The sequence below is a fragment of the Nostoc sp. ChiSLP03a genome (assembly GCF_034531215.2).
Classification (GTDB): domain Bacteria; phylum Cyanobacteriota; class Cyanobacteriia; order Cyanobacteriales; family Nostocaceae; genus Nostoc.
Genome location: NZ_JAVRBQ020000042.1, coordinates 38174 through 58070, shown reverse-complemented (window position 1 = coordinate 58070; position 19897 = coordinate 38174). Strand labels below are relative to the sequence as shown.

Below are 19897 nucleotides of genomic sequence, written 5' to 3'. Positions count from 1 at the left end.
AAACTCTCCCTAAATCCAGGCTAAAGGTAGTGCATCAGAATCAAAAGTAGCCAAAAGTCGAACTTGCTCTTTGCCTGGATTTAGACTTTGGGTGAATTGTGTTACAAGTGCGATCGCAGTACTCTAGATGTTAGTAACAGCAAAATATCTAGTTACAGCTTGGGCAACAGGAGAAGAAAATGAGAGAACACGTCAGTCGGCAGAAAAAAACTACTACAGGCTTCTCAATTCCATCCCTGAAACACCCAACACGCGGCTTTGGTTTGGAGTCGTCGGCAATTTCACGCCAAGCGGTTCCTGAAATACAACCACTCCACAAACCAGTTACTCACGATATCAGTCGCATACCACTGCGTACCCAAGCAAAACTCTCAATTAGCCAGCCTGGAGACAAATACGAACAGGAAGCCGATAGCGTCGCACAGCAAGTAATGCAAACAATGGCGCAGCCTGGAAATCCCCAGTCTATCCAACGAGAAGCATTGCCAGAGGATGAGGAAGAATTGCAAATGAAACCTCTGGACATTAGCACATTGCAACGAGAAGCATTGCCAGAAGATGAAGAAGAATTACAGATGAAATCTCTGGACAATCGCACACTGCAACGAGAAGAAGTGCCAGAGGATGATGAAGAATTACAAATGAAGTTGATGGTGCAGCCTCAAGGTGAGGCTTCTATAGCTGCTGCGCCAGACCTGGAAACGTCCATTAACCAAGCTAGGAGTGGTGGACAGTCGATGGCAGACAATATCCGCGAACCGATGGAGGTGGCATTTGGCGCAGATTTTAGTAGGGTGAAGGTTCACACAGATGGTCAATCTGACCAGTTAAATCGGTCAATTCAGGCGCGGGCTTTCACGACGGGACAAGATGTATTCTTTCGTTCAGGAGAATATAATCCTGGGAGTCGGGGGGGGCAGGAGTTGCTGGCGCATGAGTTGACCCATGTTGTGCAACAGAATGGGGGAGCAGTGATGCGATCGCCTTTACTACAGCAGCAGTTATCGCAACACCCCGTCATTAAAACCCCTTCTGCATTGGCGGGCGATCGCACGATCCAATTAAACGGGGACGAAGAGGACCAGGGAATTGCCGGGCGGGTTCGCTCACGCGCAGATTACAACAGGATGACCAAGCGCCAAAAAGAGTTATACGGTGGTATTGACGGGGACAGGGGGCGGCAGAGTCGCAGAGATGCAGTCAGTCAGAAGCGAGAAGCAGATCGCGTAAAGTTACTGGAGCGTAACAGACGCCATCTGTGGGACAACAAAACTCGTCCGTCATTTACCCCTGATACGTGGAACACCATGCTTGAGTCAGTTGAGAGTAAACAACGAGGAAACATCATAGTATACGAGTGCGAGGATGGCACGTACTGTCCGCTTAAGAGTGACCGCATAGGCAAGGAACCGTATGTTACCCTAGACCACAAAAAAAACTGGAAGGAGTATATATATGATAATGCCCAACCCGAAGACGACGGTGAGATCGCCAAAAAATCAGCCAGTGACGCGTATAACGATACGAATAACCTAGTGGTAATGTCCAACGTGCGAAACTCGGCAAAGAACGGACCCAAGGGTATGTTCGACTGAAACTACGCACGCTGTGCGATCGCCATCTTGTCCCAAATGTTTTAAAAGTGCGATCGCCCGATCTTGTAGGGTGCGTTACTTCGTTAGCGCACCGAACCAATAATTTGGTGCGTTACGGCGTAAACAACCAAATCGCCTGTCAAAATATCCAAACACGAACGCCTAACGCAGCCTACAAGAGATATTAATTCGGCATGATTGAAATTCACAATTTAACGCAGGGAAAGCAGAAGTTGATACAGACTGCGCGAAACACCGAAACGTCTTGGCAAAAGTTAATTCCAAGAAGGCGATCGCCACGATCCAACGCTTGGACAATTTCAGCCAGAGGCGATCGCCTTTATTGTATAGCAACAGCCAAAAAGGTTAGGACATTAACAGATGATAAAATTTAGACACAAAAAGGCTTTTCACCCAGTCCCTAGTCCCCAGTCCCTTGCTATAGTAGCGACTGTCTGAATAGTGTTGCGTAGGCAAAGCTTGTCGTAGACATCGCCCATGTATAATTGTTGATAAAATACGATCGCCAATCTTGTAGAGTGCAAAATAGAATCGGGTTCCCGAAGATTTAGACTTTCGATAAATTGTGTTACAAGTGCGATCGCCACGATCCAACGCCTGGACAATTTCAGCGAGAGGCGATTGCATAAAATAGATTTTCGTACAATTTAGACTTTGATGCATTGTGTGGTGAATGCGATCGCGATGTTATTGTTAAAAAACTCCATAGCCCGTATATTCCCGCATTTCAGGAGATTGAAATCCTAGAACAATATCATCTTTTGGAACCCCTCGCTCTACAAGTTCTTGAGCCACTCTCATTTCCGTCATATTCTGCTCAATTGAAATTTTTCCCTGTTTAATATCCAAATGTAAAACACAACCATAGACTCGCCGATGACCATCCCATCCCACATTCATAACCATGTAATGGTCTTGTTTTGTATCAAAAACAGTGTAACAATCAATCTGACCATTTGCGATGGGGATAGCAGCATAAGCCGTCAACAAGGACTGAATGATATGGCGATTAGACTCTAGGGTATCCATTGTACAATTACCTCTTGAATTGGGTCATAAATAATTTGTTTAATCTGATATCTCTCTACAGATATTTGGGCAAATTCCCGCTTGAAAAAAGCTTCATAAACACCTATAGGCACTGCCAAATAGAGAATGCGAGTTGGATCGCTGATTTCTAAGGCAAGCCGATAATTCAAAAACTGTCCTAACGCAGCATGATAATCTGTTAGTGGTGAATCACTCAGGAACGTTTTAATCTCAACTGCAATTTTTTCTTCACCCCGCTCTGCTGCTAACAGTTGCTCTGCACCTAAATCTATTTCAAACTTAGTTCCGCCAACTTCCAGTCGCAGAGGATCATCGGTTATCTTCCACTACTCCTTTTCTAAAGCAATTCTAACCACAGCATGAAATTTATCTTTAGCTGGCATTGTTAACGTTTTCTGATTTACTTAACATTTTAGTGCGATCGCCTTTATCGTAGCGACTGTCTAAATAGTGTTGAGTAGGCAAAGCCCGTCGTAGACATCGCCTATGTATTATTGTTGATAAAGTGCGATCGCCAATCTTGTAGAGTGCAAAATAGAATCAGGTTCCCGAAAATTTATACTTTCGATAAATTGTGTTACAAGTGCGATCGCAGTACTCTAGATATTATTAACAGTAAAATATTCATCTAGCTACTGCTTGGGCAATCTGGAGAAGAAAATGAGAGAACATGTCAGTCGGCAGAAAAAAACTACTACAAGCTTCTCAATTCCATCCCTGAAACAACCGATACGCGGCTTTGGTTTGGAGTCGTCGGCAATTTCACGCCAAGCAATTCCTAAAATACAACCACTCCACAAACCAGTTACTCACGATATCAGTCGCATACCACTGCGTACCCAAGCAAAACTCTCAATTAGCCAGCCTGGAGACAAATACGAACAGGAAGCTGATAGCGTCGCACAGCAGGTAATGCAAACAATGGCGCAACCTGGAAATCCCCAGTCTATCCATCGAGAAACATTGCCAGATTCAGAAGAATTGCAGATGAAACCTCTGGCAAATTCTATCACTCCTTTAGTGCAACGAGAAGCATTGCCAGAGGATGAGGAAGAATTACAAACGAAATCTCTGGACAATCGCACACTGCAACGAGAAGCATTGCCAGAAGATGAAGAAGAATTGCAAATGAAATCTCTGGACAATCGCACACTGCAACGACAAGAAGTGCCAGAAGATGAAGAAGAATTGCAAATGAAATCTCTGGACAATCGCACACTGCAACGACAAGAAGTGCCAGAGGATGAGGAAGAATTACAGATGAAACCGATGGTGCAGCGTCAGGCTAATGCTGGAATGGCTGCTGCGCCAGACCTGGAAGCCTCCATTAACCAAGCTAGGGGTGGTGGACAATTGATGGCAGACAATATCCGCGAACCGATGGAGGTGGCATTTGGCGCTGATTTCAGTAAGGTGAAGGTTCACACAGATGGTCAATCTGACCAATTGAATCGGTCAATTCAGGCGCGTGCTTTCACAACCGGACAGGATGTGTTCTTTCGTTCGGGAGAATATAATCCTGGGAGTCGCGGGGGACAGGAGTTGTTGGCGCATGAGTTGACCCATGTTGTACAACAAAATGGGGGAGTATTAGATACCACAAATGTGCAGCGAGTGTGGGGAAGTGGACTACCTGCTAGTGTAAAAGCACCCCCTACAGAAGACCAAAAAGCCAAGGCAAATGCCGAAGAGCAGGAGAAAAAAAAAGCCCAAGAGCAGGAGCAGCATCAACAAGAAGTACAGAGTTTCATCAATAAAATTGAAGACTTTATACTAAAGGATGATGGAACAGCTGATGGGACAAAGACGGGAAGATGGAATTATTTTCCAACCTTTAAGATTTCACAGAAAATTTGCGATGACGTGATTAACGCATGGAGGGGAAAAAGCGGACAGAACTACCATGTGCTTGACAGTCACAGAAATAATGAGGGTTATATAAATTTTTTAAGGAAAGATCCCAAAAAATCATCTTCTACAAAATCTGTAAACGCGAATATCCATGTATACATATCCAATTAACACTTAGCCTTAACTGAAGCGTATTGCCTCTAATTCTTCCCTTACAGATAAAGGCTGATACCCCAATGCAAAAGCTTTGGAACTATCCAAAGAAACATCAGTTGGTCTAGGTGCTGCCATTTTCACATCTTGTTGCCGACAGGATTTAAGTCTAGTGGCGGGAAGTTGCAATACTTCTACTAATATCTGTCCAAAATCATAACGTGAAATCCGCTCTTTGCCACCTAAATGAATGATGCCATTAACTTTTTCTAATGCTAATAAAAGTCCTTTGGCGGCAGTTGTCCCACTTACTGGTGTGCGAAATTCATCTATAAATAAATTTAGTTCTTTTTCGGCTTGTAAAGTTTGAATAAATGGCTGAATAAAGCTTTTCGCTGTGGGTGTTGCTGCACCAAACATCAACGGCATTCGACACACTGCGGTCATAGGATATCTTTCTAGCATACCTGCTTCTGCGATTGCCTTTTGCTCGCCATAAAGATTGACAGGACACACGGCATCTGTTTCTCGATATGGAGCATTTAAACCATCAAAAACTAAGTCGGTTGAAGTAAAAGCACAAGGAATAGAATTATCCGCGCAAAGTCCGGCAATATTGCAGGATGCTATCACATTAATTGCGTGCGATTCTTTAGGGTTGGTTTGACAAAAATTTGGTTGCGAATGTGCAGCAGTATGAATAACTGCTGCTGGTTTGACATGATTAAATATACGTTTCAATTCCTGAAAATTTGTTAAGTTTGCTTGTAAAATTTTCATATCAGTAATCTCTAAAGTATGGGATAAATAAGTGCCATAAATCTCCCATTCTTGTTTTGCAAGCTGGCAAAGATGCCATCCTAAAAAACCGCTTGCTCCGGTTATTAATAATCTTTTCATATTTTATGTAAAACTAAAGTTCTATTTGATAATTCATTTATTTGTAGATATATTAACCTGTGTTTTTATCGCGATCGCAATTACTTTAAAATTCTTTCCGTAATTTATTGTGTAGCTGATGTATCTTAATAATGCCAGCACTTTACGGGGATTTGAGGGCAGGTTCTATGTCTAAAAATAAAAATATATTTGACGGATTGAATTTGACTATTGGCTTTATTGGTGCAGTGGCGGGTGTTGCTGGTTTAGCTTTGGCATACCTTGTTGCTACTGGCTGGACTCCAGAAACACCAGGCTTCGGTTCAAAAGACCGCTTTTCTTGTGCTTTACAACCTGATACACAAAACGGCGGTGAAGTGTGGACAGTGATGTATCGTAACGATCGAGGCAAAAAGCCTTGGCTAAGGATGGTTAACAGCTTTGGTGATGACTGGGATACACAAAAACGCTGCGATGTAATTGCTCAACGATTAGAAAACTTTCGCCAAGATGGTTTAATTGGTTTGAGTTCTCGTCTTGACCCAAAAACACCCAGCCAATCTGTAATCTGCGTCAATACCAAGCTAGACCGCAACAATTGCAATCTGTTGGTGACTCTCAAAGTTAATGCTAATGGCTACGACTCGCTGCGACGGATGACACAAGCTTTGAAGAATGGTACTACTGTTGAACAAGGTTCTGGTTCTCCAAGTGTTATCTTCAAATCCTCTGAGATTAATTTTGAAAACTATCTGGCGGCTGAGGATATCAAGGCTGGCTCAACTGCTATTAAATAACATTAATTTATTTTTAGGCTTAAATTTAGGTCTAATTTGACCGCCCAAGCAGCTTCAGCAAACTCTTGCGATTATCAATCGCTAATTGAAAATCAGGTTTGATACTAATTGCTTTGTCGTATGATTTGAGCGCTTCAGAATACCGTTGCAAGTTCTTTAGGGAAACACCTCGGTTATTCCAAGCTTCATGGAAGTCAGGTTTGATGGCAACTGCTTTATCATAAAATGCGATCGCCTCAGAATCCCGTTCCAATTTTCCTAGAGAAAAACCTCGACCATACCAAGCGTCCTGATCGTCAGGTTTGATGACGGTCGCTTTATCATAAGATGCAAGCGCCTCAGAATAGCGTTGCAACCTCTCTAGAGAAACACCTCGATTATGCCAAGCTAGATGGTAGTCAGGTTTGATGGCAATCGCCTTATCATAAGATGCGATCGCCTCGGAATAACGTTTTAAGTTATCTAGGGAAATACCTCGACTATGCCAAGCGTCCTGATCGTCAGGTTTGATGGCAACCGCTTTATCATAAGATGCGATCGCCTCGGAATAACGTTGCAAGTTAGCTAGGGAAACACCTCGGTTATTCCAAGCTAGATGGTCGTCAGGTTTGATGGCAACCGCTTTATCATAAGATGCGATCGCTTCTTTATACTTTTGCTTGACAAAGTAATTATTGCCTTCATTCCAAAAATCTTCCGACTTTTGGGTAATCTCCGCTTGCTTCACAACTTCAGTCAAATATGTATTAATCGGGATACCCCATTTGAAAGTGCCATCGCCAGGTTGTGAATTAGCAATTGTTGTAGACTGCTGTTGTGGTGGTGGTGTTTCACCTTTAAGTTCAGCTTGTCTAATAAGTTCTAATTCGGTAAGCCCATGCACTGCAATCACTTCTCCTATTGCATTCATCGCTGGGCCCCCACTCATCCCTCCTGCGGTTGTTGCACTATAGGAAATTCCATAGCCATCGGTTAGGCTGTCAATTGATGATACTGTACCGACAATAAATTGTCTCTTTAAACTATTACCAGGAAAACCAGTGATGTAGATGCTATCTCCCAGACTCACTTTGTCAGAATCACCCAAGGGGAGGGCTTTATAAAGACAGGTTCCACCATCAGGTTTAAATGTCACTACAGCTAAATCTTGCTGGGGAAAGCGTGTGATATCTGTTACTGTCCAGATTTTTTGGTCGTTGGTTTGTAATTGTAATTTGGCGCTGGGTGGTACTACATGACGCGCCGTAAGTACGGTACAGACTTCTTTGTTTTTTCCTGGCACAAAAAATCCTGTACCTTGTCCTGGTTTATCTGCGTAGTTGATTAAAACCACACTTTCTTGCGCTTCTTTGGCAATCTCTCCAGGTGTTTTGCGGCTGTTAATACAGCTGGTTAGAGATAAAGCGATAAAACCAAAGGTAGCATACCAATACCAAGGTATCATACCGTACCTGTATAATTTAATGGTTTAACTCATTTTGACTTGTCTTTTATTTTAAAGTAATTGATCTTACATTTTGCACCGGACGATTAAAATCGCTGCTACAGAGGGTATGCACAGGAATATAGTGGACTTGGACTTTAATTTACGCCCAGTAATGATTACAAAATACTATTGCAGTAATTCCTGAAACTGCTTTTTACTACGCACTTTGCTAAAGTCTGGGTCAGTTTTTGCTAACTTCTTGTATTTATCAGGAACAAGCTTGATTGCTTTGTCTAGGTTCTCAATTGCTAATTCCAGATTGCTTTGCAAAGCATAAGAGCAAGCTTTGTTGTAATACGCTTGGTGCAAATCTTGCTTGATGGCGATCGCTTTATTATAAGATGCGATCGCATCTTGGTAGCGGTGCAGCTTTGTCAGAGCTATGCCTCGGTTAATTAAGGCTTCATATTTGTCGGGTTTGATCGCGATCGCTTTGTCGTAAGATGCAAGAGCATCTTTGTAGCGTTGCAACGATGTTAAGGCAATGCCACGATTATACCAAGCTTCATATTTGTCGGGTTTGATGGCGATCGCTTTGTCGTAAGATGCAAGAGCGTCTTGGTAGCGTTGCAACGATGTTAAGGCTATGCCACGGTTAATCCAAGCTTCAGGACTCTCAACTTTGATGGCGATCGCTTTATCATAAGCTTTTATGGCATCTTCATAATTTTGTCTATCTAATAAATTATTACCTTGATGAAAGTAATCTTCTGCTTTTTGGGTAGCCTTCGCTTCTATGAAAAGTTGGGTTACATTGCTTTCTTGGACAACCTGTGTAGTATTTTCTGCCGATGAGTTTCCCCCACCACTACAGCCAAATGTCAAGAAAGCTATCAAGCCAGATGCAACGAAGCAGTGCCGAAAAACCATGCTGTACCTACAAAAATTATTAGATGATGTTCAAATTTGTTAGTTTTTTGAGTATTATCAAAATACACTAGTTTTTACCCATTAATTTACTTATATTTATTTTCCCAAAAAGTTTTGTTGACGATGCATAAAACTTTATCAAAATCAAGCGGATATAATAATATCATATTAAATACACATAAAGCAATCGCTTAGAACCTGTTTTACTCAAAAAACAATTATTTGTGTTGCTATATATATTGCGTAGCTGTGACTCGTCGTAAACATCGCACTCGTGTAGTAATTTACTCTGATAAAAAGCTTCTTCAAACCACAAATGCCGACGGTATAAATTAGCCAGGAACGCAGAGGTGAAGACAGAAGTAATATCAGAATAGTTAGTTTTTCCAACCTCTATCTCTATTGACTAATTTGATTTTTTGCTTGAAAATAAAATTCAAAGTAAGCTCTAAATATTGATAAATCGTAGAAATAATTTATATTAAATATATGGCAATTTAGAGTTTTGATATTACTTCAAAACTTAGTAGCAGGAAAAATTCTCATAAAAATTGCTAGTGCATTCATAATGCCATGAGATAATTTTTGGCATTAAAATTGCATATTTTGTATTCATCATTTTTTATTTAGGATATAAAAGTATGTCTCTTTTCTCCCCTGATGGTCGGATAAAAGTTAGCAACACGACAACTTCTCCATTTAATGCTGTAGGAAAAATGAGAATAAGTTGGAAAGGCCCAGATGGGGTTATTAATACTGCTGATGATATTATCATCAACGGTTCTGGCGCCATGATTGATTCCTACCACTTTTTAACAGCAGGACATTGTGTATATGATACGAGATATGGAGGTTGGGCAGATAAAATTGAGGTGATGCTTGGTTCTAAAGGAAATATCATTGCTGGTACAAACCGGGCTGATTATGAATATTATAGTGAAGCTAAATCTGTTTATACACGTTCTTTTGATGGATGGACTCAAGGAGATCAAACTAAAAGCGAAACTTTTCAATACGATATAGGATTAGTTACTCTTGACCGCAATATTGGAAACTTCACTGGCTGGTTTAACTATGGATATGACGATAATCTCAGCAGTGGAACTTTAATGAATGTCACTGGATACCCATCTGATAAATTTGATTCCAATAGCGATGGGAAATTTGACAACTATGATATGTGGACTCAGAGTGGAAAAATCACAAGTACAACTGACTCGATCTTGCGTAGTAATGAGCTAGATATCCTACCTGGAAATAGTGGAGGCCCTCTCTGGCTTAATAATTCCAACACAAATAAACCAACTATTTATGGAGTAGCTTCAAATGAGACAACCAGCAACAAAACTCCGCTTTACAACGAGTTCGCCCGAATTACAAGCACTCGATCTAATGAGATTCAAAACTGGATCGACCAAGACAATACCGCGCGCCAACCCACTGACAAAGCTGATTTAGTAGATTCTGATGTGTGGTTTAACACCACTCTTGGAAGTTTTAGTAATAACATTATCAAATATGGGGAAAATTTCAGCATCACAGTCTATCCTCGCAACAATGGTACAGCCGCGACAGGCACTTTCTCGGTTTCGTTTTACGCTTCTACTGATGCCAATATTACTGATAATGTTGGTTCTCATTACTTAATTGGTAATACAACTATTTCTTCGATTAATCCATTCAATTCGGGAACAGCGACTTGGAGCGGTGCGTTTCCTAATATCCCAATTGGAAATTACTATGTTATTTCATTTCTAGATCCAACTAATTCAATCCAAGAGTTTGATGAAAGTCTAACCAGCAACCAAAAGGTATTTAGAACTTTACTCACTGTTACCAATAATACGCCTACTTCGCCAAATATGACCGTTTCATCAACTGTTAGCTCGCCTTTATCAGCCAATGAAGAAAATCTCACTTTTACAGGTGCAGATGATATTAATGGGACTGGTAATACTAGTAATAACAATTTAAATGGTGGAAATGGCAATGACATCCTTATAGGGGGAAGTGGTAATGATACTTTTGTTGGAGGTTTAGGTAACGATACCCTAACGGGAGGAACTGGATCTGATGTTTTTACTATTAATACCCCTTCTGAGGGTATTGATAATATTACAGATTTTTCGTCCTTAGATGACACAATTTATGTTTCTAAAATCGGGTTTGGAGGTGGACTTAGTGAGGGTATACTTCAAGCCACGCAATTTTTTATTGGTTCAGTAGCAGAAGATAGTAGCGATCGCTTTATTTACAACAATAATACAGGAGGTTTATTCTTTGATGCTGATGGTACAGGCTCATTCAGTCAAATCCAAGTTGCTCAACTAGCAATAGGTCTAGCTATGACTAATACAAATATTTTCGTGATTGCCTAAAGAATCCAGGACTTATACCAATTCAATTAATGATTGCAACACATCCTTGAGTAAAGACGCGATAAATCGCGTCTCTACAATAGACTTCTTGGCATTTGTCGGGGTAAAGAAACTCAAAATTTTTTCCCTTTACCCTTTTCCCTTTACCCTTAGAGTGCAAAAATATATTTTTGCAAGAGGTCTACTCTATCTGTGCAAGGCTTAACTAATGCCAAACACTGACTCGACAGTTGACTTAATTGAATCCCGCGCATCTCTCAAAGTTTGGCTAATGGGATGTTTTGCCTGTAAAAATGCGCGCGCACAATTGCGTCCCGGCATTCCCGAAATTGAACCACCTGGATGAGTCCCTGCACCAGTCAAAAATAGATTATCAATTGGCGTTTTGTAATTGGCTATTTCTGGCAAGGGACGGAAAAATACCATCTGATCTAGGGTCATGTCAACATGGTAATAATTCCCTTTGTACGCACCTAATCTTTCTCCTAGTTCGGCTGGACTTTCTACCCGACGGGCGATAGTTGCATTCTTGACATTGGGTGCATAGTCTGCCAATTTATCAATCACCCTATCTGCAACTTTGTTTTTCAATTCATCCGTCCAACCAGTACCTTTTAAACCAGTGCCTTCTGCACCAGCAATTTGATAAGGAGCAAAAAACTCAATCCATAGAGTGTGCTTACCTGGTGGTGCTAATGTGGGGTCTAAATAGCTAGGCATCACCAAATACATTGATGGGTCAGCATCAGGAATTTCTCCCAAAGTACATTTACTATGAGCCTGTTCTACATGAGCCACAGAATCAGCAATCAAAATAGAACCAACCAGATATTCATCTTTGTGAGCGTGGTGGGGAAAGTGGAGTGGTTCGTCTAAAGCCAAATCTATTTTGAGGATGGTTTCGTTGTTGTTAACGATGCGGCGTTCTAATCTTTGCCATAAATTTGGGTCGGCTCCATCAATATCGCTTTTATCTGTCATTTGTAAGAACAACCGCTTGGCATCAATATTAGAAATAACCCCGTGTTTAGCACGATATTCTTTACCACCAGCAACCCGCACACCTACAGCTTTGCCATCATCAACTAAAACTTTTTCAACATGCTGGTCTGTGAGAATAACGCCACCTTTACTTGTGACTAAATTCACTAAAGCTTGCACAAGTGCGCCTGTTCCGCCGCGAGGTCTGGCCATCCCTGGATTATGACGCATTGCCATCATAATTGCACCTATAGCAAGGGTTTTTTGTGATGGCGGCGCACCAAGTTCTGCTGCTAGTCTAGCTAATGGTGCTTTCAGAAATTCTTCATCAAACCACTCGTTAAGCAAATCTTCAGCGCTGGTTAACATCGTGCGAATGAAGTCCAGCGTTTTGTTAGGGGAACCAATAACTGAAACTAAATCTTTGATTTTGGTGATGTCGTAGTTACCAAGAATGTCTATAACTGATTTTGGTGGTGCATTAAACATGGGAATCATTGCACCTAGCGCTCGCTGCCAAAAGTCTACAAATTCTGCATATTTTTTGGCATCACGTTGGTTGTAACGGGCGATTTCTGCACAAGTCTTTTCCACTGACTTATGTCCTAAAAAATACTTCCCATCAGGATGAGGACAGAAAACAACTGGATCGCACTCCAAATAATGCAAGCCATATTTTTCTAGTTCTAATTCTTCAACAACTGGCCCTAAATGAATAAATTCATGGTCAATCGCACACAAATTGAATTTAAATCCAGGAGCTTCTTGCGGTAAGCATTCTTCAGTTGTTGCTGCGCCACCTGGTACAGAACGCTTTTCTAGTAACAGAACGCTATAACCAGCTTTTAGCAAATAAGCTGCGCAAACTAGTCCATTATGTCCAGCACCGATCAGCACAACATCATACTCTTGCATAGTTGGAATTTAGAAATAAGTAGCTTTCTAAAATATTAGAAAATTTTTATTACATTGACATCATCCCTCAGTAACAAAAATTATTTTTAACTCATGTCAATCCTACTAAGGAGATATTAAACTTGACGATGGGGGTATTTGCTTTACTTGAACTTCTAACATAAGTATTAAAGTACCTTTTTGTACTTCTAAATTTTTGATAGAAAAAGCTATCTCCTCCCATTTAAAAGATGGTATATTCATCAGTTCTTTAGCTTTCTGCATCAATGCTGTAGTTAATTCTATTGAAATCCCTTCTCCCTCAGTGCAGTTAAAAGCCTTTAGCATGGCGGGTTGTGAATGAGTTCGTGGGCGGGCGATCGCAGTGTAAGCTAAAGGGCGAGTATTTCCCATTTCCTTTAACTGCACCTTTCCTTTAAATTCTAGTTTGCCATCACCAGGTAAAAATACCTGAATTTCTTCTGGCTCAAAACTGACAATTTCTCCATCTACATTCAATTCAAAGTTTTGCATCTGGCTACGAACAAACTCTGAAGTCAAGGCGCGGTTAATATCTACTTCTGTGAGTATAACCCTAGCAATAGTATTGATTGGCTCATTCAGTTCTATTTGACCAAAAAGAGCGCTAAAAGGATTGATGGCTATACTATCTGTTTGCAGTTTTATTTCCTGTACGCGAATGTCTTCTTTAATGACTAATCCTTGCCCTGCAACTGCAACTCCATCCGCCTGTCCCTGAAGTATTTTTAACAGATCGGTTTTTACATCTATTTCTATTTCTTCTACTTCATCTAGCTGATTGGATACTTGTTTTTCAGCTTCTTGGGATAGAAATTCTTCTTCTAACCGATGCTCATTAGGCATGAATTACTAATTCTCATAAATGTCCTCTTATTATTTACTGTAAAGGCTAAATACTAACAAGCGGCTCTATATTACGATATATGCAAATGGGGGGATTGAGTAAGTAAGCCGGCGAGAAAAATTCAATGTATGTGAACAAATATAAATTGATGTAGATGTAGTAGCGTGTCAAGGCTAAATTGTTGGAATAAATTTTCTTGTGGGATGGGTGTCCTCACCCGTCTGGGCGGGCAAGATGCCCACCCCACAAAAGCTAAATTTTATGCACTATTTTAGCTTTAACACGCTACTACTGAAATGTTTATTAACATAGCTTGAAAGATTAACACCGACTTACTTAATTAAGTAGAAAGTATTGTTTGTTTTTTAAGTTTTGCTTTTTTAGTAACAACCATTTTTACACCACCGCTAGGGACAATTGTAATTCCACGACGGACGGGATGTACAGGACGTTTATCAGCAAGGCTTAATTCAAAACGAGATAATATTATGGCTGTTACTAATTTTAGTTCGTACATGGAAAAGGCTGCACCAATACAACCGCGATAACCTCCACCAAAGGGTAAATATTCGTAAGGTGAAAATTTTTGGTTGAGGAATCTTTCTGGCTGAAACTGTTCTGGTTCTGGGTAAGTCTCGGCTCGGCGATGTGCTAAATAAATACAGGGAACTAAAACTGTTTCTGATGTAAATTTATGCCCCATAATTTCCACTCTATCTTTTACCATTCGCGGCGTGCAAATTAAAGCAATAGGGTGAATTCGCAGTGTTTCTTGACAGACGGCGGTGAGATAAGGTAATTGGGCAATTGTTTCAGGATTTGTGACATTGCCCAAGGTATTTAGTTCTTGCATTAGCCGATGTTTAACCTTGGGGTGAGAGTGAATTAAATAAAATATCCAGGCTAATACACCAGATGTAGTTTCGTAACCCAATAGCAATAATGAAACTAGTTGATCGCGTAATTCCTCATCTGTCATTTGTTGCCCATTTACGTCATAAGCTGACATCAGCAGACTGAGAATATCTGTACGCGCAGGATCATTTTGCCAACGCCTTTCAGAAATTTCTGCATAGATGAGTTTGTCAATTTGCTCTCGTCTTTTTAAGAAAATTCCCCAAGGACTCCATGCGCCTAAATCTTTTTGCAGCGAAGGAAAGAAAAACAAGCTGGAATACCAAGGTTTAGTTACGTCTTCTAATAAAGAACTCAATTGTTCTTTTAATTGTTGGTAACGCACACCATGAGTAATCCCAAATACCACTTGTAAGATAATTTCTAAAGTGATATTTGACATTAATTTGTGTATACAAATATTTGTATCTGATGTCCAATGTTGTGTAAGTTCTTCAGTTATTTGACAAATTGCTTGTCCATAAGATTTTAAATTATCGCCATGAAATGCTGGGAGTAATAGCTGTCGCTGTTGTTGGTGCGATCGCGCCTCTTGAAATACAATAGAATTCTCACCAAACAAGGGTTTAAATACATGGGTTGCCTTCTTAAAATCTAACTTTTGTGCAGGGATGGCAAAACAATCGCTAATTGCTTGGGGATGGCTAAAAAATACTATCGGTGGTGACTTTAAACCCATTACCTGTACTGTAAAAATATCACCATACTTAGCAGCATTATTTTCTAAAAACTTTGTTGGTTCAGCAATTAATTGCAGAGTTTGTAACAACGCTGGTGTGCTGAGATTATCAAATAGTTTCATTGTTTATTAGATACTTTTAGGATTTCAGAAGGTGCAAATAATTCAATCCGCTTGGGTTAAGGCTTACTTTTCCCTAACACTCATTAAAAAAGATGCAATTAGGGCAAGCTTTTTTAATATTTTCAGGGGATAGTCGGGAGTTAATTAACACTAAGTAAACCGTAGTGGTAATTAATCACTATTAATTTTTACAAAGTTAATGATAATATTTTTTCTGAATTTTGAAAGCGATTTACAGAAAAAACTTACTCAATTATTTTTGGATACACATATTAAAGTTACGTCTTTTGGTGATATTAAAATGCTTTATTTTGATGTATACTATCCATCTTCAAATTCATTCTTTTTACAGTTGTAATATATCAAAATCCCTTATAGTCCTCATTTAAAGAGGACTATAGGGGATTGTTTAAAAGCATTGAAAATCTATCTAAATGTATAGATGATTGACAGTTTGGTGAACGCAACCATTAAACCTCGCAGCATTAAACAGAGGTTGTCTGGAGGATGGAAGACTTCACCTGACGTTGACTCGTGACAACCATCTCAATGGGACGATCTGGCCCTGTCACTAAACCACGGCGTTTAGGTCGCACTTCACCTTTATTAACTAGTTGTAATTCCTTGCTAGAAAGGATTTGAGCAAGTGCTAGCTTCATTTCCAACTGGGCAAATGCTAGCCCAATACAACGCCTAGCACCACCGCCAAAGGGCAAAAATTCATAGGCAGAAAATTGCCGTTCTAAAAAGCGTTCTGGCTTAAACTGCTTAGGTTCTGGATAAATATCTTCCCGTTGATGGGTCAGATAAATAGAACCAATTAGGACTGTACCGGGTTCTAGTTCGTAACCGCCTAGCGATATCGATGTTCTAACTCTTCTGGGAAAAGTTAGTATACCTACTGGATAAATCCGCAATGTCTCGGAACAAACAGCGTTGAGATAAGGTAATTTGAAAATGGTGCTGGGGTCTGGATTATCGCCCAAGCTATCTAATTCTTGCAGTAGCTTTTGGCGCACTGATGGGATTTTGTGAATCCAGTATAATGCCCATGCTAAGGCTGTGGCTGTGGTTTCATGACCAGCGACTAACAGAGTCATCAATTCATCGCGCAACTCTTCATCAGTCATAGGTTGACCGGCTTCATCTCTAGCAGCCATGAGTAAACTAAGAATATCCGTGCGTGATGAATCTGGTTGTTCTCGACGTTCTCGAATTTCCTCGTAGATGAGCTTGTCAGCTTCTTGCTGGAGGCGCATCTGGTTTCCCCAGAAGTTAATCGGGCCAAAATCTCTTTGCAAAGCTGGAAAATAAAGCAAAGCCACATTTAACCGAGAACTGGCTTTTTCTAAAAGATTGCTCAAAAATTGTTGGAGTTTTTCGGCGCGAGGCCCTTCATATAGCCCAAATACAGCTTGCATAATCACCCGCAGGGTAATAGCTTGAGTTGCAGACCGAATATTGAAGGATTTGCCTATCTGGTATTGATTGATGACTTGCTTGGTGACATCGGTAATTACCTGACTATAATTCCGCATTCTTTCGCCGTGAAAGGGAGGCATTAACAACTGGCGCTGACGCTGGTGTTCTGCGCCACTGATAGTAATCACAGAACGTTTACCCAGTAAAGGTTCAAACAGCTGATTCACATCGCCAGGGGCTTCCAATTCTTTGGTATCAGTTGTCAAAATTTGCTGTATCGCTTGGGGGTTGGTGACGATTACCATAGGAGGCAGATTTTTGTCTAATCTGAGAGTAAAAATCTCGCCATAGTTTTTGGCACAAGCCTCCATAAATAACATCGGATTAGCAATCCAGCGTAGCATCTGTGAAACTGCTGGAGTTTGCGGTCCATTTGGGAATCTCATAAATTTTTTTTCCTACTTAATATTTTTTCGCTACTTCAATTAACTTAAATTTTGGTTGCGTAACCATTTAAAGTACTTATTCTAACGTTGCAAAAAAGCAATAAACTGTTACAACCTCAAAGATGTAAAATTTTTGTTAAATTCAACGAGCATCTACAGTTTCACCTCATCGTCAAAAGGTACTCAGCATGACTGCAATCTCCTCAAAGCCATCTTCAGCGCTTCCCAATTTTTCTGAAGGAATTCAATATTTTGGTGAAGTTTTACCAGATTTTGAAACTTATGGTGCAACTCCTGCTATTGAGTCGGGCAAAGTAGCGATCGCATCGACCACAGATAAAGCAGCTGTATATCAAACTTTACTAGCTGCCGATGCCCTGCGCTACCTGACTTTACAAGTTACCGGAAGTAAGGCTTCTGGGCATCCCGGCGGATTCGCCAGCCAAGCAGAAGCTTACGCATCTCTTGTCATGCTGGGATACAAGAACATTATTACTGAAGTCGGACACCACGCCCCCGGATTTTATAGTGCCATGTTCTTGGATCGTTCGCTAGAGGACATGGGAATTTTTACAGTCCAACAATTGCGCGATCGCTTTCGAGAAAAGCACGGACTTTTAGGACACCTTTCCGGTTACATTCCCGGTATTCTCGCACCTGCGGGGCCTTTGGGACAAGGGCAACACTTTGCAATGGCGGCTGCACTACTGCACAAAGATAAGTTGTTCCCCTTTACAGTTGGGGATGGGGGATTGGGTGAGCCTTATATTGTCAGTGCGATCGCGCATTTTCATACAGCTTATCCTACTGTCACCAATTTTTTACCAGTGTTGGTGTGGAACGGTTACAGCCAAGAACATCACAGTATGGTTTCCCTGAAAACCAACCCAGAGATGCAAGCATATTGGCAAGGTAACGGTTTTGATGAAGTTGTGTTAGTTGATGCCAAGGATTTCGACGATCGAGATCAGCCAGGGGATTACGTTGATAGTACCGCCTTTTCCTTTGAGAAACGCCTAGAATTTACTCAAGCAGTACTTTCTGGTATAGATAAAGCAGCGCGATCGGCTCTTGGTGGCAAACTTACCGTCTTCATTATTAAACAACTCAAAGGTGCAGGAGTCCACGCGCGGGGTGCGAAATCTCACAACTTGTATCCTAAAGATACGCTGGATGCACCCCATATTGTTAGTGCATTGCAAACCCGTGCTTTATCAGCAGAAGCTTGGCAATTAGTCAGAACAAATGCCGAACGCGCCGGTAGTGGCCCAGCAGCAAAAACTGTGGTAACAGAATTTGAATTTCCATTACCAGAATTAGGCGAATTACCTTTAGAAGAATATGCAGTTGGTGGCGAACCAAAAGTTTCTACAACTGCGATGGGACGATTGGTGGGAATAGTTGGAAATAAAGATCGGAATTTCCTTGTCACCAACGCCGATGGTAATGAAGCATCAGGAATTGCTAACATCAACCAAGCATTAAAGATTATCCATCCCACAACCGACGACTTATATAATCAAGCGCCAAACGGACAAGTTTATGAACCATTGAGTGAAGATGCTTGTGCCGGTTTAGCTGCGGGTTTGGCGTTAATGGGTGCGAGAACTTTGTGGTGTTCTTACGAATCTTTTGCCATCAATGGATTACCAATTTGGCAAACTGTAACCCAATCAATGGCAGAATTGCGCCGTAAAACTCCCTCAACTATTACTTTATTCACAGCAGGCGCATTAGAGCAAGGGCGCAACGGTTGGACTCACCAACGTCCAGAAATTGAAGCTTACTTTGCTTCGTTGATGCGAAATGGAAATGTTTTCCCATTATTTCCGCCTGATGCTAATAGTATTCAAGCCTGTTATGATTGGGCATTGAAAACTAAGAATAAGGGAATTGTAATTACAGCCAGTAAATCGCCGTTACCAATTCGCACAACTTTAGAACAAACTCGTCAAGGGTTGCGCGATGGTGCAGTGTTATTACATGAAATCGCTGGTGATAAACAAGTCGTATTTGCTGTAATTGGCGATATGACATTAATGCCAGTATTTGAAGCTGCGGCTTTCTTGGAAACTGAAGGTATTGGTGCAAAGATAGTTTCTGTTATTAACCCCAGACGTTTGTATCGTCCCCACGATACCGCATGGGATATCTGTTCCGAACCTGATGGCGATTTCTTAGATGATGCGAAATTTGCCGAATTATTTGATGGCGATGCGCTAATTGCGGTTACTGGTGGTGCTGCGTCGATGCTAGAACCAATTTTGTTACGGAGTACAGCGAAGCGCGACACCTTTGCATGGAAACGTGGCGAAACTACCGCAAGTGCTGGTGAGTTGATGGCGTTTAATGGATTGACTGCTGAAGCGTTAACAAAACGTGCGATCGCGTTAGTTCATTAAATAATATTGCATAAATGCGGGATGATTTTATTGAATTTTCCTTTGCGTTTCATCTCTAGATTCAGCAAC

At 40.9% G+C, this 19897-nt stretch carries 15 protein-coding genes and 1 pseudogene; 6 read left to right on the top strand and 10 right to left on the bottom strand.

Going from position 1 to position 19897, the window contains the following annotated elements:
• Positions 1-179 precede the first annotated feature (179 nt).
• Together RMY32_RS06675 and RMY32_RS06670 are read left to right on the top strand one after the other, a co-directional pair.
• Positions 180-1595, top strand: a complete 1416-nt coding sequence (locus RMY32_RS06675) for a DUF4157 domain-containing protein (RefSeq protein ID WP_322714706.1) — start codon at positions 180-182, stop codon at positions 1593-1595.
• A 194-nt stretch (positions 1596-1789) separates the two neighbouring features.
• Positions 1790-1990 (top strand): hypothetical protein, encoded by a 201-nt coding sequence (locus RMY32_RS06670; RefSeq protein ID WP_322714705.1) that lies wholly within the window; start codon positions 1790-1792, stop codon positions 1988-1990.
• A 15-nt stretch (positions 1991-2005) separates the two neighbouring features.
• On the opposite strand, the gene RMY32_RS06665 is transcribed toward RMY32_RS06670, so the two are convergent.
• From RMY32_RS06665 to RMY32_RS06655, 3 genes and pseudogenes are all read right to left on the bottom strand, one after another.
• On the bottom strand, positions 2006-2221 hold the full coding sequence (locus tag RMY32_RS06665) for a hypothetical protein (protein ID WP_322714704.1): 216 nt from the start codon (positions 2219-2221) through the stop codon (positions 2006-2008).
• A gap of 88 nt (positions 2222-2309) precedes the next feature.
• Entirely contained in the window at positions 2310-2645 is a 336-nt protein-coding gene (locus RMY32_RS06660) for a XisI protein (protein WP_322714703.1), read from the bottom strand.
• Positions 2633-3049, bottom strand: a pseudogene (locus RMY32_RS06655) (XisH family protein). The gene RMY32_RS06660 and the pseudogene RMY32_RS06655 overlap by 13 nt, the downstream one beginning before the upstream one ends.
• A gap of 277 nt (positions 3050-3326) precedes the next feature.
• Between RMY32_RS06655 and RMY32_RS06650 the strand changes: the two are divergent.
• The gene (locus RMY32_RS06650; RefSeq protein ID WP_322714702.1) at positions 3327-4688 is read left to right on the top strand and encodes a DUF4157 domain-containing protein; all 1362 of its coding nucleotides are present in this window, start codon (positions 3327-3329) and stop codon (positions 4686-4688) included.
• A 9-nt stretch (positions 4689-4697) separates the two neighbouring features.
• Here the strand turns inward: RMY32_RS06650 and RMY32_RS06645 are convergent, their stop codons facing one another.
• Complete coding sequence (locus RMY32_RS06645) at positions 4698-5570, bottom strand: NAD(P)-dependent oxidoreductase (protein ID WP_322714701.1); 873 nt, start codon at positions 5568-5570, stop codon at positions 4698-4700.
• 167 nt (positions 5571-5737) lie between these two features.
• Between RMY32_RS06645 and RMY32_RS06640 the strand changes: the two genes are divergently transcribed.
• Positions 5738-6346: a COP23 domain-containing protein gene (locus RMY32_RS06640; protein WP_322714700.1), complete on the top strand. Its 609-nt coding sequence runs from the start codon at positions 5738-5740 to the stop codon at positions 6344-6346.
• 31 nt (positions 6347-6377) lie between these two features.
• On the opposite strand, the gene RMY32_RS06635 is transcribed toward RMY32_RS06640, so the two are convergent.
• Both RMY32_RS06635 and RMY32_RS06630 read right to left on the bottom strand, forming a co-directional pair.
• The gene (locus RMY32_RS06635; RefSeq protein WP_322714699.1) at positions 6378-7790 is read right to left on the bottom strand and encodes a tetratricopeptide repeat-containing serine protease family protein; all 1413 of its coding nucleotides are present in this window, start codon (positions 7788-7790) and stop codon (positions 6378-6380) included.
• A gap of 168 nt (positions 7791-7958) precedes the next feature.
• Complete coding sequence (locus RMY32_RS06630; RefSeq protein WP_322714698.1) at positions 7959-8702, bottom strand: tetratricopeptide repeat protein; 744 nt, start codon at positions 8700-8702, stop codon at positions 7959-7961.
• Positions 8703-9343: 641 nt separating this feature from the next.
• Between RMY32_RS06630 and RMY32_RS06625 the strand changes: the two genes are divergently transcribed.
• Positions 9344-11080 (top strand): trypsin-like serine protease, encoded by a 1737-nt coding sequence (locus RMY32_RS06625; RefSeq protein ID WP_322714697.1) that lies wholly within the window; start codon positions 9344-9346, stop codon positions 11078-11080.
• Between the two features lie 201 nt (positions 11081-11281).
• Here the strand turns inward: RMY32_RS06625 and crtO are convergent, their stop codons facing one another.
• From crtO to RMY32_RS06605, 4 genes are all read right to left on the bottom strand, one after another.
• Positions 11282-12976 (bottom strand): beta-carotene ketolase CrtO, encoded by a 1695-nt coding sequence (gene crtO, locus RMY32_RS06620; protein ID WP_322714696.1) that lies wholly within the window; start codon positions 12974-12976, stop codon positions 11282-11284.
• A 105-nt stretch (positions 12977-13081) separates the two neighbouring features.
• Positions 13082-13840 (bottom strand): DUF2993 domain-containing protein, encoded by a 759-nt coding sequence (locus tag RMY32_RS06615; RefSeq protein ID WP_322714695.1) that lies wholly within the window; start codon positions 13838-13840, stop codon positions 13082-13084.
• Positions 13841-14181: 341 nt separating this feature from the next.
• Positions 14182-15558 (bottom strand): cytochrome P450, encoded by a 1377-nt coding sequence (locus RMY32_RS06610; RefSeq protein WP_322714694.1) that lies wholly within the window; start codon positions 15556-15558, stop codon positions 14182-14184.
• 485 nt (positions 15559-16043) lie between these two features.
• Positions 16044-17426 (bottom strand): cytochrome P450, encoded by a 1383-nt coding sequence (locus tag RMY32_RS06605; protein WP_322714693.1) that lies wholly within the window; start codon positions 17424-17426, stop codon positions 16044-16046.
• A gap of 188 nt (positions 17427-17614) precedes the next feature.
• On the opposite strand from RMY32_RS06605, the gene RMY32_RS06600 reads away from it, so the two are divergent.
• On the top strand, positions 17615-19828 hold the full coding sequence (locus RMY32_RS06600; RefSeq protein ID WP_322714692.1) for a phosphoketolase: 2214 nt from the start codon (positions 17615-17617) through the stop codon (positions 19826-19828).
• Positions 19829-19897: the final 69 nt, after the last annotated feature.